The sequence below is a fragment of the Ancylomarina longa genome, from assembly GCF_003996985.1.
GTDB classification, from domain to species: Bacteria; Bacteroidota; Bacteroidia; order Bacteroidales; family Marinifilaceae; genus Ancylomarina_A; species Ancylomarina_A longa.
On the sequence record NZ_RJJX01000020.1, the window covers coordinates 1 to 17,662 of the forward strand.

Below are 17,662 nucleotides of genomic sequence, written 5' to 3' on the forward strand. Positions count from 1 at the left end.
TAAAAACTCAAATAGCGTCGATTTGAGGCACCAGGAATTTACTTCAAAAAAATAAGGTTGTAGCTGGAAGTATGTGAAATACTCATTCTACAACCTTATATATTTTCACCCCGATGGAAATTTAAAGGGGATTTTCAGTGCCCTCCCACAGGCTGCTTCCATTTTTCCCATTCTGTGGCTATCGGCTCCGGTAAAGGCTCCTTTTTTATGGCCAAACAATTCACTCTCAAACAAAGTCTCGGCAATTGAACCCATATCAACGGTAACCATCACCTGTTTGTTTCGCTGCGATAAACGATGAATTTCTCTGGCAATTAATTCTTTTCCAGTTCCATTCTCCCCACATATCAAAATATTGGCATTGGTGGCAGCAACCTTTTCTACTACCTGCATCACACTTTGCCATGCCTGGGATTTACCGATCAGGTTTTTATTACTGCCGTTAATCTCTGCTATTAATCCGGATTCTTTCCGACGCAACCTGTTCACCTCTTTTTTGGAATGACTCAGCTTGCATGCCATGGCTACGGTTGCAAGCATTTTATCATTCTCCCAGGGTTTTAGGACGAAATCCACCGCCCCGGCACGAACGGCTTTCACTGCCAGCTCCACGTCTCCATAAGCAGTTATCATCATTACACTCATTCCCGGATGGTGTTCCAGAATCTGATTCAACCAATAAATTCCTTCATTTCCGGTATTGATTCCGGCTTTAAAATTCATATCCAAAAGAACTACATCGTAGGAATTATTCTTGAGTTCGAAGAGTAAAGAGTTGGGGGAAGACAAACATTTTAGCATTTTACAATTGGGACTCAAAAGTAAATCCAAGGCACTCAAAATACTTTTTTTGTCATCAACGATTAGGATTTTGGAATCTTTCATGTATCCAGATATATATTATTGAGGTGATATTGTACGATTTTGATAATATTTATCTAAAGTAGTTCGCTTTTCAAAATATTAGACAAGGTCTGTCTATTTTTTTTACACTTCAAAATGAAATTAAAAGTCTAAGGACATAAATATCACAATACTTACCCTCAGTGGCACAGGATTAGCTTTTAATTGCAGTATGAAATTATCAAGAATCGGTTTTAAAGATTATTGGAATAAAATGATGTAAAACAATGCCTTTACAAGCGTATTTTTAACGAATAGATCCCTTGGTGGTAAATGAATTTCATACCAGACACATAATTTTACCGAAACAAGCAACATAATAAGATCGAATTAGTAATTTAAACCAGCAATTTAAAATCAAAAGATATGATTAAAACAGAAAACTTATCGAAAATATTCCAGACTGATGAAATTGAAACACTAGCTCTAAACAACATCAACTTAGAAATAAAACAAGGTGAATTTGTTGCCATCATGGGACCTTCGGGCTGTGGTAAATCTACCCTGCTCAATATCCTTGGTTTATTGGATAATCCTTCGGAGGGGGTATATACTTTTCAACAAACCCCGGTATCGAAGCTAAAAGAAGGTAAGCGAACCGACTTGCGAAAAGGAAATATCGGTTTTGTTTTTCAAAGTTTCAACCTGATTGATGAACTGAATGTTTTCGAAAATGTGGAAATGCCTTTGGTTTATCAGCGAATCAGTAGCCGACAGCGTAAAGAAATGGTGAAGAATGTATTGGACAGAATGAATATGAGTCATCGGGCAAAACACTATCCACAACAATTATCCGGCGGACAGCAACAAAGGGTTGCCATTGCCCGGGCGGTGGTTTCCAACCCGGGATTGATACTTGCCGATGAGCCTACCGGTAACCTCGATTCAAAAAATGGATCGGAAGTAATGCAACTACTTACCGAATTGAACCGCGAAGGTACTACCATCATCATGGTTACTCACTCGCATCGGGATGCAAGCTTTGCCCACAGAATCATCAACCTATTCGACGGAAAAGTTGTTATGGAGGAGAATTTGGTGGAAGCACATGCCTAGTAGCCTCAAATATTGCTTACAAAGCATATCTATCGTAGTGAATTTTTGCCTTGGCAGGATTCATTGCTCTGGGAGTTGCTCTGTTTACTGTGAGTTGGCAAAGCTGGAGGGCGGCAACACGTAATCCGGTGGAGAGTTTGCGGTAGGAGTAAAAAAACATATCATAAATAACCGGCATCAAATTTTATCAAAAAAAACAGATATCTATGTTTATCTATTATTTAAAATCTGCAATAAGAAGTCTTTTGGTAAATAAGAAATTTACGATTATTAATATACTTGGATTTTCATTTGCCCTTTCAGTTTCTTTAGCAATAAGTATTTTCCTGATTCATGAATTTTCCTATGATCGCTATCATAAGAATGCAGATCAAATTGTTAGAATCATCGATACTAAAAATAATTCAAGTGAAATTGATTACCGTGTAAAAGATATAATTCTTGAGAATTTTCCTGAGTTTAAAGATGCCTGTTTGGTATTTAAAAATCCATGGCCTACCAATCTAACTATTAACAATAAGGCTGTTTCCAGTAATGAAATCATGTCTGTAGATAATCATTTCTTTCGATTCTTTTCATTGAAGTTCATTGAAGGAAATCCGTCTCAACCTTTTGCAAATCAGAATTCTGTTATTCTCACAAAAAGTACCGCTCAAAAATTATTTGGAAATACAAAAGTAATTGGGAAAGAAATCCTTTTTGAAAGAAAAAACTTGTTACGAATTAATGGTATTGTAGAGGATTTTCCTGAAAACTCAAGTATAAAAGCTGGAATTTTTGTGAATGCTGAAAATGATGATTTCAAATTTGCTTTTACGTGCACAAACTCAGATGATGTATCAACACATCGACATCCTTTTAGAATCTATGCTCTACTAAATGAACATTCAGATCCAGAAAATGTTAAAAATAAATTAAATGCAGATATTAATATTCTTGCCCCTTATTTAGAGGAAGTTGATTTCCTCCCCTTAAAGGACATTTATCTGCATGATAATACGATAGGAAGTAACACAGAAAAAGGGAATCCTCAATTATTGACTTTATCAACAATTATTGCAGGAATAATTTTGATTCTTGCTATTGTGAATTATATCAATTTGACCTTAGCTCAATTCAATGAAAAAAATAAAATCATTGGAATTCGAAAAAGCTACGGCGCATCTACCAAAAATCTGCTGTTTCATTATTTCATTGAAGCAATAATCATGGCTTTCATCTCCTACCTCCTCTCCATCTTTATTGTATGGATTTGCAGTCCCCTGTACTCTTCTGTTTTTAATTATCAGTTTTCAATAGATCTGATATTGGATCTGAAAATTCAATTTTATCTTCTTGCCTCTATTTTATTTTTAGGATTCTTGAGTGGCTTGGGCCCCTCAATTGCATTAGCCAAAGCCAATCCTAGTTCAAACTTTCGAAAAGAAAAAAATATCTCCATATCCAGAAATATATTGGTTGTGTTTCAATTTGCAGTATCAATAGCTTTGATAGTTAGTGTTCTTGTTATTAAGACACAGATCAGTTTTGTAAAACATCGCGATCCTGGTTTTAACAAATCTCAACTTTTGTTGGTAAATATGCCTTACCTGTCTAAAGGAAGTAAGACGAAAGCGATCACTTATGCCAACGAATTAAGAAAATTACCATTATTTGAAAATGTTTCATTAACCAATGGTGTTCCTGGGAAGGTAAATTTCACAATGGGATCAGGTATTGAGAACGATGATAATAATATTAGCGTACCAACCCTAATTGTGGATACGAATTTTCTGTCGACCTTTCAAATAAAAATAATAAACGGCAGAAAACCCTTACCATCTGACTTTGGAAAAGTATGCTTAATTAACGAAGCTTTCTATAAGCATTTTAAATTCAACAGTCTTGATAATAAGCGATTCGACAATTATATAGATGGAGGTTTAAAAATCATTGCTGTGGTCAATGACTTTCAATATGGATCTTTACACAATAGAATTGCTCCAACCTGTATTATTTTAGGAGAAAATAGTAACTATTATCAACTTAACTTAAGAATTGCTACCAATTCCATTCAACCTGCAATCAAACGTGTAAAAGAAAAATGGAATGAGATTTTATCAGATTATCCTTTAAGCTATCAATTTTACGATGATTGGTTTGATACTATGTATGAAAAAGAAGAACGCCTTGCCAATACCATTTTACTATTTACGCTAATTGCCATTGGCATCTCCTGTTTTGGCATTTTAGGACTAGCTATTTTCTCTGCTGAAAGAAGAACAAAGGAAATCGGAGTGAGAAAGACCAATGGTGCCAAAAATTATGAAATTATAAGTATGCTCACTAAAGATTTTCTGAAGAGGGTTGTTATTGCCTTTGTTATAGCCTGCCCAATAGCCTGGTATGCCATGAACAAATGGCTCGAGAATTTTGCTTACCGAACTGAATTGAGCTGGTGGATTTTTGCCTTGGCAGGAGTCATAGCTATGGGAGTTGCTCTGTTTACTGTTTCCTTTCAATCGTGGCGGGCGGCAACGAGGAATCCGGTGGAGAGTTTGCGGTATGAGTAACACCCTCAACCACTTCAAAACTCATAAATCTAGGAAAATATTATTTTACTAAGAACAAAAAAAATGAACAATTTACTTTTCAAACTAGCATTTAGAAATATCTTTAAAAACAGGCTTAACTCCATCATAAATATTATCGGATTATCTATTGGGATAGCAGCCAGCCTATTTGTTTTCCTATTCATAAAATATGAAACCAGTTTCGACAATTTTCACCATAATGGAGAAAGAATATACCGTTTAGTAAGTACTTTCAACTCAAAAGATAATATTTCCACCTCTGGTTTTGTCTGCTTCCCTGCAGCACCATCAATCAAGAATGAGATTCCGGGGATAGACGATTTTTGCCGAATCACTGCAGAGGGAGCAATAAAATGCTATAAAGGAAAGGAACTGTATGCAATCAAACAATTCCGTTTTGCCGATGATAATTTCTTTCAATTTTTCAATTTCAAGCTCCTGTCAGGAAACCCGAAAACAGTACTGAATAGCGCTGACAAAATTGTATTGACAGATCAAAAAGCAAAACAAATTTTCGGGGATAGGAATCCAATAGGGCAAAGCCTGATGTATAAGCAAAAATTATTTACTGTTTCAGGTATTGCTGCTAACCCTCCTGCAAATACTCAGCTTGCTTTTGATGCTCTGGTATCCATAAAATACATTGAACAAAGTGATAAGTATTGGAAAGGTTGGGGAGGTGGAATCACCTTTCTATCCTATCTTTTATTACAGAAAGGAATCAGCCCTGTACAAATCGAAAAATCTTTGCCAAATTTACTTTACACAAAAGTGAATCAAACATGGAAAGAATCTGGTTTTAGACTATCAGAATCACTACAAAACATTAAAGATGTGCACCTGTCTGACGGCTCCATCAATTATGACTGTCCGTCTAACCGAAGTAAGAATAGCATATTTGTCATTGCCTGTATCAGTTTGTTGATATTAATACTGGGAATTATCAATTATATCATATTATATACAGTCCAAAAATTGGCTAAATTAAAAGAGATTGGTATTCTGAAGGTGCATGGGGCTGATAAAAAAGGACTAATGTTCCAATCCTATATCGAAGTGCTGATTATAACTACTATCGCTACCATTTTTGGGGCATTTTTGCTTTCGATTGCAACCCCATATTTAAATATACATTTACAAACTTCGGTACATATTGAAAATAATATATTACCCACCCTTGTTTTTATGCTTCTTGCCATTTTGTTGTTATCTGTTATTGTTTCTTTCTTTTCAACCCGACGCATTTTCACTTCAAAAACAATTAACTCGATAAAAAATACAACAACTACTGGTAGTTCGAAGAATATTCAGGGCGGACTTTTAATTTCCTTTCAATTTACAGCAGTCATTTTATTATTGATAACTGTTTTTGTGATTTCAAAACAGAACAGCTTCCTATTGAATCAGGAATTAGGATTCAATAGAGAGAACATTTTAACCTTACGGTCTGACAAAGAATTTTTAAACAATGAACTATCCTCATTTAAAATTGATTTACAAAACTTAGCAGATATTCGCTCTGTAAGTTTATCTAGTCAACCAATTGGTACAGGGATAACCCAAAATGGATATTCGATTAGAGACAAAAAGCAAAATTCATTGATCAATGCTCTATATACTGATGAGGATTTTCTGAAATGCTTCGGGATAAAGCTATTAATGGGACAAAATTTCAGCGGTAACAGTAATCGGGATAGAAATGTTATTTTAATTAATCAAAAACTAGCCAAGTGCTCTAACTCAAGCAATCCATTAGATCTTAAAATTCATAGAAATGGTATCCTAAATGTGATTGGTGTTGTTGAAGACTTCAACTTTGCTTCATTGGAAAATGCATTACGACCAATGTTGATAATGGCAAATCCAGGATGGGATGACTGGGGATATTCAGTAGTGAATATCCGATTTCAAACCAGCAATATTCTACATTTAAAAAGTCAAATAGATAAACTATGGAAGGCTCGTTTTCCTGAAACACCTTATGAAATTTCATTTTTAGATGATATGCTAGCCTCCAATTATAAATCGTTGCAAGAACAGGAATATATTATTATATTTTTCAGCCTTCTCGCTTCAATTATTGCCATAATAGGTCTGTTTGGCCTTACAATTTTCACAACAAAACAGAGAACCAAAGAAATCGGAATCCGAAAAGTAAACGGAGCCAAAACTATCGAAATTATAGCAATATTAAACGGAGATTTTGTGAAATGGGTAGGCATTGCCTTTATTATTGCTTGCCCTATCTCCTACTATACCATGACCAAATGGCTCGAAAACTTTGCCTACCGAACAGAGCTTAACTGGTGGATTTTTGCCTTGGCGGGATTCATTGCTCTGGGAATTGCCTTGCTTACCGTGAGTTGGCAAAGCTGGAGAGCGGCAACACGAAATCCGGTGGAGAGTTTGCGGTATGAATAAATAATCCTCTGGATAAATCCAGAGGCAATTGATATAGTTCATGCCAATGGATAATTATAATTTCTTATTTTTGAAATGGCTCAAATAAAGCCTGTTGTTTGAGATCCTCTGGCTAAAGCCAGAGGTAATTGATACAGTTATTGCAAATAGATAATTAAGAAGTCTAATTTGTGAAAAGTGCCCAATAAAGAGATGCTGATAAAATACCTGGATCCTAATTCAATTCCCTGTTGTTTTAACAACTGAATGTTTTTTATATCCTCTGGATAAATCCAGAGACAATTGATACAGTTATTGCCAATGGATAATTTTAATTTCTGATTGTGGAAACTGCTCAAATAAAAAAATGCTGATAAAATGCTTATATAACTTATCAATTGCCTGTTGTTTTAACAACTGGATGTTTTTTATATCCTCTAGATAAAGCCAGAGGCAATTGATACAGTTCATGCCAATGGATAATTATAATTTCTGATTGTGGTAACTGCTCATATAAAGAGATGCTGATAAAATGCTTATATAACTTATCAATTGCCTATTGTTTTAACAACTGGATGTTTTTTATATCCTCTACATAAAGCCAGAGGCAATTGATACAGTTATTGCCAATGGATAATTTTAATTTCTGATTTATGGAAATGGCTCAAATAAAGAGATGCTGATAAAATGCTTATATAACTTATCAATTGCCTGTTGTTTTAACAACAGGATTGTTTAAATTCAAAATACCATTCAAATAAGTTTAGGATTAATTAGTTGATACCAGGTAATTTCCGCTCCCTGATAATTAAATTCTTCGACCAACTTAAAGCCAAGCTTATCTAATACGTGTTGCGATTTTACATTACTTTTTAATGTCATACTACAAATTTCGGGTATTTGTAAAGTTGTAAAAGCATATGCAATAGCAGCTTTTGTTGCTTCGGTTACATAACCTTTTCCCCAGAATTTACGAAGTAACCGGAAACGCAAATCATAAAAATCATGATGCCCGTTTATGATGATATTTTCCAGCTTAAAACCGGTCCATCCAATAAAGCAATCCGTTTCCTTTTCCACAATCGCCCAACGGCCAATCCCATTCTTTTTGTATTGATCACGTATAGCAGCAATCAGCTTTCTACTTTGCTCAATATTTCGAATTGGCTTTATTCCTAAAAATTTATATACTTCCGCATCAGAGTCCATTTCAAACATGCTTTCCTCATCGCTTTCCAGTATTTCTCTCAAGTATAATCGTTCCGTTTCAATTGGTATTCTCATTCTCTTAAATTTTCACATTGTAAAACATCTTGTTTTAAGCTCGCACATATCAACGAATTGTGCAAATTTTTTATGCTCCTCAATCTTATTTATACGGAATCACCTCTTTGTAACACCTTTAACATTGTACGTAAATGCTACAAACAAAGGCACTCCACACTTACACGCCAAACAAATAAGCATCATAATACCAACAAAAAAATGGTAAACCATAAGCCTACCATTCTCCATTCTATTTAAAAATTTAATTATACGTGTCTTAGTATATCTTCTAAATTTTCGAATTTCGTTTTATAATCATTCATCGCAAACGTGATTATCTGCTTCGCCTCATCAGCTCCATAAGTATGAGTGATTTCGGCTTGACGATCCAATCCGGGCATATCCTTGTAGGTTAAAAAATAATGCTTCAGACGATCTATAATAACTTCCGGAACATCCGAAATATCAGTATAACAATCGTAGGTTGCATCATTTATAAGGACAGCAATAATCTTATCATCAGCCTCATTACCGTCTATCATTCTAAATCCACCTATCGGGCGCACTTTGGCGATAATATCGCCATGAGAAATTACTTTCTCTGTCAACACACAAATATCCAAAGGATCCGAATCACCCAAAATTCCTTTTTTCCCAGATTTTTCGCTACAAAACTCACCAACCGATTTACCACAATAGCTTTGAGGTAAAAATCCATATAAGGCAGGAATAACATTTGAATATTTCTGTGGGCGATCTATTTTCAAATAACCACTAACCTTATCTACTTCATATTTTACCGTATCTGTTGGCACCATTTCAATAAATGCCATTACCGATTCCGGAGCATCATCTCCAATATCCAACCCATGCCATGGATGCGATTTATAACGCAATCCCATTAGTCTTGCAATCGGATCATTCAATTTATTTCCCATAGTTAACTTATAATTAATGAGGGTTTAATTGGCTTTAAACCTATATTTTATCGATGTAAACAAAAGTAGCAAAACAATGTAAAAAACTATCCAATTGTCTTTTTCTTTTCCTTCCACACCTACAAAATGAGTGTTTATCGCCATATCTATTAGGGGGTTCCCTCCTATCGTCGGTCGGGCTTTCCGTAATAACTCCTCGCTGCCCTAACCCACAATCCAAAACTCCGCTACGGGGTTTCCACTTCAATCCCTAACCCAACAGGAAGGCGATTCTGTCCAACTGAACAAAGGGTTATTAATTGGTAGTCCCTATACTTATTCATAAAAAAAGAATCCGTAAAGTTTATTTTAAGCCATATTATACTATTCGAACGTCATATAATTTCATTAACTTATATAGCGAAATTTACAAAGCAAATCCCTATGAATTCCTTAAAACCAGATTTTTCTCAACGATTGTTTTGGAAAACAGTAATCATATTGGTGATCACTATTAGTGTTTACGAAGTGACAAGTCTGCTATTAGTGAATAATTTTGGCATTCAGGAAAGTTCTATACAATCTATAATAAATGCAAGTATTCTGGTAATCCTACTTGCTCCTGTATTTTATTTTTGGCTGCTTGTTCCCGAAATAAAAAAAATCTACTCCAATAAAATAATAAAACACGAAAGCTTTCAAACCAGTTCTGATTTTACAAAAAACAAATTTCTAGGTAAAATCAATCAGTGGAGTAAAACACACAATTTAAAAAACTCTTTACTAGTACGTTCCAATTTTATTGGCAGACTAATTCTTATCCTTTTAAGCTCTATTTTTATTAGTGAGGTACTGAGTTATATACTGGTTCATAATATCAATTTTAACTCCCATTTAATGGAGGCTATCACTGATTCTTTATTATTACTAGTTTTTTCAACTCCCATATTCTACCTATTCATCTACCTCCCATTTTTAAAAGAAATAAAAAGGAGGAAACAAGTTGAATATGCACTCCTTATGAGTGAATCAAAATATAATATAGCATTTCAATCAAGTCCGGATGCCATTCTATTATCGCATATTGATGATGATAAAATCATTTCTATCAATAAAAGTTTTATTAAACTTTTTGGATATTCAAAAAAGGAATTAATAGATAATTACCCAGATAAAATTCAACTTTGGGAAAATTCTGAAGAGAAACGAAAATTTACAAAAGACATTAAAACTAATGAATCTATTGAAAATTTTGAGACCTCAATAATTGCTAAAGATGGAACAAAGGTAGATGTTTTACTTTCTGCTTCAATCATTCGAATTGAGGAAACTCCTCCCATTCTTTTTATTATTACAAAGGATATCACAGAACTAAAAAACACACAGGAAAAGTTAATTCTCGCCAAAGACAAAGCAGAAGAAAACGAGAAAAAATTTAAAGATCTGGTAGAAAATACCTCAGAGTGGATTTGGAGTATAAACACGAATGGTATTTTTACTTATTCAAATCCGGTTATCGAAAAAATATTAGGCTATTCTCCTTCGTTTATTATGGGGAAATCTTGTTACAGCTTTCTAAGTCCGGATGAGAAAATAATAGAACCAATGGTTCAGGAATATGCTCTTAAAAAAAAGGGTTGGAGCAATTGGGAAATCAAATGGAAACATAAAGATGGTAGTTTCCGGTATCTATTAAGCAATTCCATTCCTGTTTTGAATAAAGATGGTGAATTAATTTCCTTCAGAGGAATTGATAGTGATATAACAGATCGAAAAATAGCGAATGACCAACTTATTGCCTTAAAAGAAAAAGCCGAAGAGAGTGATGCACTAAAAACTAAGTTTCTTCGCAATATGTCTCATGAAATACGAACCCCATTAAATGGGATTTTAGGATTTTCAGAATTAGTTTCTAATCCGAAAATTGATATGGAGAAAAAACTCTACTATCTGGATATAATAAAAAGTTGCGGAAGACAATTATTACATATTATTGATGAAATCCTGGAAATATCAGAACTGGAAACACACCAATCACCTGTTTTTGAAAAGCAAGTATGCCTAAATGAGTTATTGGATGAATTATTTCAGGATTTTAATCCTAGAGCTACTCAAAAAAAACTACTTGTACATCTCAAAAAAGAAATGGGAGACAGGGAGAGTACTATTATTACAGATGACATTAAACTCAGCAAAATCCTAAATTCATTACTCGAAAATGCGCTGAAATTCACGAAAAATGGCTCCATTGAATTTGGTTACCGCTTAACCACTTCTACCGAGCCCAAAAAATTGCAAATTTATGTGAAAGATACAGGATCAGGTATTGACAGTAAAAAACAAAAACTCATTTTCGAGCGTTTCTCACAAGCTGAAAGTGAATTATCCAGTGGTTTTGGTGGATTAGGACTAGGTTTGTCACTAGCTAAAGAAATCACAGAACTCTTAGGCGGAGAAATTTCTTTGGATTCTACTCTTGGCGAGGGTACAAACTTTATCATTACACTTCCTTTCAAACCTTGTTTTGTAAAAGAAGATCAAAAGAAAGAAATTAGCAATAAAATCATTTTAGTAGCTGAAGATGAAGAAATGAACTTTTTATATATCGAAACAGCACTAACAGAAAAGCTGAATTGCAAAATCATTCATGCTAAAAATGGAGTAGATGCTATAGCCTTATGCAAAAAGCACTCTATTGATCTAATCTTAATGGATTTAAAAATGCCTGTCCTGAATGGCTTTGATGCAACCAAACAGATAAAGGAATTTCTTCCTGATATTCCTATTATTGCGCAAACAGCCTATTCTACCAAAAAGGATATTGAAAAAGCACTCGCAATGGGTTGCGATGATTTTATTTCCAAACCTATTGCCATCAATCATTTACAAAGTGTTATCGAAAAGCATATTTAACTAAAAAGCAATCATCCATAAACTGACTATAATTACATTTATTCCTCTATTTTAAAACCGAAAAGTCTTCAATATCATCAATGGTGAGTTTAACTCTTTTACCTGTTTCTTTTCCTCTTTCGTTAATAATGGAAATTGCTATTTCTGTTACATCAACACCAACAGGAACTCCTCCTTCCAGCATATGCCTTTTATTGTAGGTGGTTCTAATATAACCACAAATCACATCTCCATAGACAGTACTAATCTTCATTGGAGAAATCCCCCGATGTTGTTTCACCGTTTCGGCAAATTCTAAATATTGAATGATGTTCATATTCTTATATTGTAAGTCCTTTATTTCAATTCTCTATATTCCCTCCTCATTGTTCCTGCACTATCCACCCCAACCATCCCGATCTAAACTCCGATATTGGATTGCTTCTGCCAAATGATCACTTTCTATATTTTCAGAACCAGCCAAATCTGCAATAGTACGCGACACTTTTAATATCCGATCGTAAGCTCGTGCAGACAAGCCTACTTTTTCCATTGCAGTTTTCAACAATTGCTTACCTGCTTCATCAGGCTGGCAATATTTTCTTAAATATTTAGAACTCATCTGAGCATTGCAATGCATTCCCTCTTCCTCCTCAAATCGCTGTTCCTGAATTTGCCTTGCCTTTTCTACTCGAGCCCGAATCACTTCGCTCTTTTCAGACAATCGTTGATCTGAGATCTTATCGAATGAAACCGGAATCACTTCAATATGAATATCAATACGATCTAAAAGCGGACCACTTATTTTGCTCAAATACTTTTGAACCATTCCTGGTGCACAAACACAATCCTTATCCGGATGATTATAATATCCACATGGACAAGGGTTCATAGAGGATATTAACATGGTACTGGCAGGATACTCTACCGATAGTTTAGCGCGAGAAATAGTAATGGTTCTATCCTCCAAAGGTTGGCGCATTACCTCTAAAACCGTTCTCCTGAACTCGGGCAACTCATCCAGAAAAAGCACTCCATTGTGTGCCAGACTAATCTCTCCAGGCTGCGGGTAAGTACCTCCTCCTACTAAGGCGACATCTGAAATGGTATGGTGCGGACTTCTGAACGGACGTTGAGTCATCAAGGCACTATTTTTTTCAAGTGTGCCAGCTACTGAATGAATTTTAGTGGTTTCCAAGGCTTCCTGCAAGCTAAGCGGTGGTAATATCCCTGGGATTCGTTTGGCTAACATGGTTTTTCCGGCTCCAGGAGGGCCTATCATGATAATATTATGACCTCCGGCAGCAGCAATTTCTAACGCCCGCTTCACATTTTCCTGTCCTTTTACATCCGCAAAATCGTGTGGAAAATTATTCAAATGCGCATAAAATTCAGCTCTTGTATCTACCTCTGTTGGAACAATTTCCTTCTCTCCTTTCAAAAAATCAATTACTTCCTTTATACTGTCAGCACCATACACCTTCAGTTTATTCACCACCGCAGCTTCCCGTGCATTTGCTGTAGGTAAAATCAATCCTTCGAAACCCTCTTCGCGAGCTTGAATAGCCATGGGTAAAACTCCTTTTATGGGAACCAAACTACCATCCAGAGACAATTCTCCCATGATCATATATTTAGATAGAGTTTCGCATGAAATTTGTTCAGTGGCAGTTAAGATTGCGATGGCAAGAGGTAAATCATAAGCGGAACCTTCTTTACGAATATCCGCTGGAGCCATATTAATAATGATTTTCTTACCTGGAATTTTATAACCTACCTCGCGCAAGGCAGAATCTATCCTTTGTTGAGATTCCTTAACAGCATTATCGGGTAAACCGACTAAACTAAATCTCACTCCGGGGAAAACATTCACTTCAATTGTGATTGTGGTAGCATGGATGCCATACACAGCACTTCCATATGTTTTTACTAGCATTGCATTAAGTTTTTACTTATCAATAGAAATGATTTGTGAATATAACAATAATTTCATATTCGCAACAAGCTTATTTAATTTATTCTAATAAATAATTTAACATGCTCCCATCTATTATCCCTAATAAGAATATATGACTTTATTCCTACCCCCTAACAAATCTATATTAAACCTTCTACGCCTTACAATACAGGCAAAAACATGCAGATAAAAAAAAAGATGCGTGACTGCATCTTTTCTATATATATTATTGTATTATTTATTTGATCTTAGCTTCAATATATTGAATCAAACAATGAATCACTTTAATATGAATCTCTTGCACCCTATCGGAAAATTGATTCCACGGCACTCTTATTTCTACATCGCACAATGATGCCATCTGTCCACCACTTTTTCCGGTAAGTCCTACCACAATCATTCCCTTTTCTTTTGCCGCAGCAATTGCATTAATAATATTTGCTGAGTTTCCTGAAGTACTTATCCCCAATAATACGTCTCCGGCCTTTCCAATACCTTCTACATATCTGGAGAAGATATAATCAAATCCAAAATCGTTAGCTACACAGGTAATATGACTAGGATCAGAAATAGCAATCGCAGGTATCGCTGCTCTGTTCTCCCTAAATCTGCCTGTAAGTTCTTCAGCAAAATGCATGGCGTCACACATGGATCCTCCGTTTCCACAAGAAAGAATTTTACCTCCATTGTGCAAAGCTTTGACCATAGCATCTCCCGCGGCTACAATGGACTTAAAATTTCCTTTTTTTGAGATGAATTCATTCAATACACTTTGTGCATCTAAAAAACTATTCTTTATATCGTTCTCTATCATAGTATCCTATTTTTCTTCAAAAATATAAAAAGTTAACAGATGGAGAAGGTTGAATGTTGGCTTTGTATATTCTTTTTCAATTTCACCTTCTAATTATAGGAATGCACCTAAAGAAAAATAAGTGTAAGCAATACTAATTTATTCCAACTAATTTGGATAAGTTGTTATTTTTGATTCTCTATCGGCTATTTTTAAGTGAATTTAACACTTTCTACAATAATAAGGAATCTATTAGATTCAGAATTTATAGGTATATTTGTAGGTCTTTTTAGACTAAGAACATTGCTCGTACCGGATTTATTCAGAAGAGAATCACTTTTAATAATATTAGCTTACCAACTTGCTTTAAGCGTTGAATAGTTATAATAAGAGTTTTAAATCCGGAATTATACCTACACCTTTAACAAACAACTGGTATAAAATATTTTAACATGGGATTTACAAGTTTTTTTAAAAAACCCGAACACAAAAGGTTTAATATGCAACCCAGGTATTGGGATCCTTCGAAAGAAGAACGAGAAGAACGAGAAAGAAGAATCAAGGCAGAACTGGGTATATCGGATGAAAACGGCCAATATATTCCTAACATAAAGGGGAGAATGAAGAGTGAACTTCGGCATAAACATTCTGATGCCCGGGGAGCAAGACAAAAATCAAATATCCGACTAATTGTTATACTACTGATTCTTTTATTCGCTGCCTACATCTACCTTTACGGATGGAATGGAATTTTATAGTTTCGCCTTTATGGCATGAATTACAAGCAGCTGGTTTTCAATTTTAGAATTAGCTCAGAACACAACCTTTAGAAGTAAATAATTATATGTCTGATTTGATACAGATTCTACCCGACAATGTGGCCAATCAGATTGCCGCAGGAGAGGTAGTCCAAAGACCTGCGTCTGTTGTAAAAGAACTGGTTGAAAATGCCATAGACGCTGGAAGTAATTCTATTAAAATCAATTTAAAAGACGCAGGAAAAACCTTAATTCAGGTAATAGATAATGGTTGTGGCATGTCTGTTACGGATGCCCGAATTGCGTTTGAACGCCATGCTACTTCTAAGATTCGAAAAGCAAATGATCTCTTTGCAATCCGCACTATGGGATTTCGTGGCGAGGCGCTTGCTTCTATAGCCGCAATTGCTAATGTAGAATTAAAAACCAAAAGAACAGAAGATGAATTAGGAACGCATCTGGTTATTGATGGCTCTATGCAGGTATCGCAAGAAGTTTCAGCCTGTAGCGATGGAAGTAATTTTATCGTTAAAAACCTTTTTTACAATGTGCCGGCTCGCCGTAAATTTCTAAAGGCAAACTCAACCGAGCTACGAAATATTATAAGTGAATTCCATAGAATCGTGCTTGCAAATCCTGATGTTGCGTTTCAATTGATTCATAACGATAGTGAGATTTACAATCTTCCGGCTTCAAATATCCGACAGAGAATCGTTAATGTTTTCGGCAAGAGTATGAACTCGAGGTTGATTAGTATTAATACAAACACCAGCATCGTAAAACTATCTGGTTTTATAGGAAAACCAAAAAATGCCAAGAGGAATCTGGGAGAACAATTCTTTTTTGTGAATAACCGTTTCATGAGGCATCCTTATTTTTATAGGGCTGTGATTCAGGCCTACGATAAGATTTTACCTCCCGAAACAGTACCGCCCTATTTTATCTTCTTCGAAGTAGATCCGCAAATCATTGATATCAATATTCATCCAACCAAAACAGAAATTAAATTTGAAGATGAAAAAGCAATTTATCAAATTATTCAGGCATCCATTAGAGAGGCATTGGGCAAATTCAATATCGTTCCTTCTATAGATTTCGAAGAAGATACCAGTCTGGAAATACCTGTAGCAGGTCAGAATAAAGATATTGAAGCACCAATGATTAAAGTAAATCCGGAATTCAACCCATTTGATGCTGAATCAAACTTTAATCCATTCGATGCTGAAAAAAACTATAATCCTTTTGATGAGGCAAGGAAATCTTTTGAGTCCAATCCTTTTTTCCAGGAATTTAAAGCTAAAACACCCGATTCATCTACTCACAAACAAAAAAAAGAAGTTCCGGAAAATTGGGAACAACTTTACGAAGAACCAACAACAAAAACACAGGATCAAAATGACAAACAGTCTGTTATTGATCCGGAAAATATACCTGACTATTTTCAGCCACAGGAGAGGGTGAAAATGGAACAGCCCAAATTGCAACCTAGGGAAGCTATACAAAAGACAAAAAATTTCTTTCAGCTAAAGAATAAATATATCCTGACACCAATTCGTTCCGGACTCATGATTATTGATCAGCGAAAGGCACATGAGAGGATTCTATTCGAGAAATTTATCAGCTCGCTGGAAAATCATCAGGGAATAGCACAGCAAACTTTATTCCCTCAAACCATTGAGCTCAATGCTTCAGACTATACACTCCTTCAGGTTATTTTAGAAGATGTAAGGGCTTTGGGATTTGATATTAGAGAATTTGGAAAAAAAACATTCGTAATCAATGGAACTCCTGCAGATATTAAAAACTGCGAGCCCAAAGAATTACTCGAGAATCTAATTGCTAACTATAAATTGAATCAATTGGATGTGAAATTGAAAATACGGGAAAATCTCGCAAAATCGCTCGCCAAAGCTTCAGCTGTAAACTATGGGAAATCCCTTTCCTATGAAGAAATGAGCTCTATCATCGATCAACTTTTTGCTTGTGATATTCCAAATTTTACTCCTGATGGAAAACCGGTTATTTCTGTCCTGGAAAGTCAGGAACTGGAAAATCGCTTTAAATAAACTGACAAACTGTCTCTGATTTGTAGAACACAGACACTATTATTAATTTGGTCTGACAATTGTTAGGCTATCACACAATTT

12 protein-coding genes are annotated in these 17,662 nt (G+C 35.1%); 6 read left to right on the forward strand and 6 right to left on the reverse strand.

All coding sequences use genetic code 11. The annotated features are described in order from the left end of the window. Window positions 1–105: 105 nt before the first annotated feature. The gene (locus DLK05_RS12650; RefSeq protein ID WP_127344375.1) at window positions 106–885 is read right to left on the reverse strand and encodes a sigma-54-dependent transcriptional regulator; all 780 of its coding nucleotides are present in this window, start codon (window positions 883–885) and stop codon (window positions 106–108) included. Window positions 886–1,269: 384 nt separating this feature from the next. Here DLK05_RS12650 and DLK05_RS12655 point away from each other — a divergent pair, with 384 nt between their 5' ends. The 3 genes from DLK05_RS12655 (at window position 1,270) to DLK05_RS12665 (ending at window position 6,953) form a co-directional block, all read left to right on the forward strand. Next, on the forward strand, window positions 1,270–1,959 hold the full coding sequence (locus DLK05_RS12655) for an ABC transporter ATP-binding protein (protein WP_127344376.1): 690 nt from the start codon (window positions 1,270–1,272) through the stop codon (window positions 1,957–1,959). Between the two features lie 206 nt (window positions 1,960–2,165). Continuing rightward, window positions 2,166–4,511, forward strand: a complete 2,346-nt coding sequence (locus DLK05_RS12660) for an ABC transporter permease (protein WP_127344377.1) — start codon at window positions 2,166–2,168, stop codon at window positions 4,509–4,511. 63 nt (window positions 4,512–4,574) lie between these two features. Continuing rightward, window positions 4,575–6,953 carry an ABC transporter permease gene (locus DLK05_RS12665; RefSeq protein ID WP_127344378.1) on the forward strand — a complete coding sequence of 793 codons (2,379 nt, stop codon included), beginning with the start codon at window positions 4,575–4,577 and terminating at the stop codon, window positions 6,951–6,953. A 732-nt stretch (window positions 6,954–7,685) separates the two neighbouring features. On the opposite strand, the gene DLK05_RS12670 is transcribed toward DLK05_RS12665, so the two are convergent. Next, window positions 7,686–8,216 carry a GNAT family N-acetyltransferase gene (locus tag DLK05_RS12670; protein WP_127344379.1) on the reverse strand — a complete coding sequence of 177 codons (531 nt, stop codon included), beginning with the start codon at window positions 8,214–8,216 and terminating at the stop codon, window positions 7,686–7,688. A 248-nt stretch (window positions 8,217–8,464) separates the two neighbouring features. After that, the gene (locus DLK05_RS12675; RefSeq protein WP_127344380.1) at window positions 8,465–9,136 is read right to left on the reverse strand and encodes an inorganic pyrophosphatase; all 672 of its coding nucleotides are present in this window, start codon (window positions 9,134–9,136) and stop codon (window positions 8,465–8,467) included. A 423-nt stretch (window positions 9,137–9,559) separates the two neighbouring features. Here DLK05_RS12675 and DLK05_RS12680 point away from each other — a divergent pair, with 423 nt between their 5' ends. After that, the gene (locus tag DLK05_RS12680; RefSeq protein WP_127344381.1) at window positions 9,560–12,028 is read left to right on the forward strand and encodes a PAS domain-containing hybrid sensor histidine kinase/response regulator; all 2,469 of its coding nucleotides are present in this window, start codon (window positions 9,560–9,562) and stop codon (window positions 12,026–12,028) included. A 46-nt stretch (window positions 12,029–12,074) separates the two neighbouring features. On the opposite strand, the gene DLK05_RS12685 is transcribed toward DLK05_RS12680, so the two are convergent. The 3 genes from DLK05_RS12685 to lpcA form a co-directional block, all read right to left on the reverse strand. Then, window positions 12,075–12,344, reverse strand: a complete 270-nt coding sequence (locus tag DLK05_RS12685) for a hypothetical protein (protein ID WP_127344382.1) — start codon at window positions 12,342–12,344, stop codon at window positions 12,075–12,077. Window positions 12,345–12,404: 60 nt separating this feature from the next. Beyond that, complete coding sequence (locus DLK05_RS12690) at window positions 12,405–13,943, reverse strand: YifB family Mg chelatase-like AAA ATPase (RefSeq protein WP_127344383.1); 1,539 nt, start codon at window positions 13,941–13,943, stop codon at window positions 12,405–12,407. 259 nt (window positions 13,944–14,202) lie between these two features. Further along, complete coding sequence (gene lpcA, locus DLK05_RS12695) at window positions 14,203–14,778, reverse strand: D-sedoheptulose 7-phosphate isomerase (RefSeq protein ID WP_127344384.1); 576 nt, start codon at window positions 14,776–14,778, stop codon at window positions 14,203–14,205. Between the two features lie 431 nt (window positions 14,779–15,209). On the opposite strand from lpcA, the gene DLK05_RS12700 reads away from it, so the two are divergent. Then, entirely contained in the window at window positions 15,210–15,515 is a 306-nt protein-coding gene (locus tag DLK05_RS12700) for a hypothetical protein (RefSeq protein ID WP_127344385.1), read from the forward strand. 86 nt (window positions 15,516–15,601) lie between these two features. Continuing rightward, on the forward strand, window positions 15,602–17,581 hold the full coding sequence (mutL, locus tag DLK05_RS12705; protein WP_127344386.1) for a DNA mismatch repair endonuclease MutL: 1,980 nt from the start codon (window positions 15,602–15,604) through the stop codon (window positions 17,579–17,581). The last annotated feature ends 81 nt before the right edge of the window (window positions 17,582–17,662 follow it).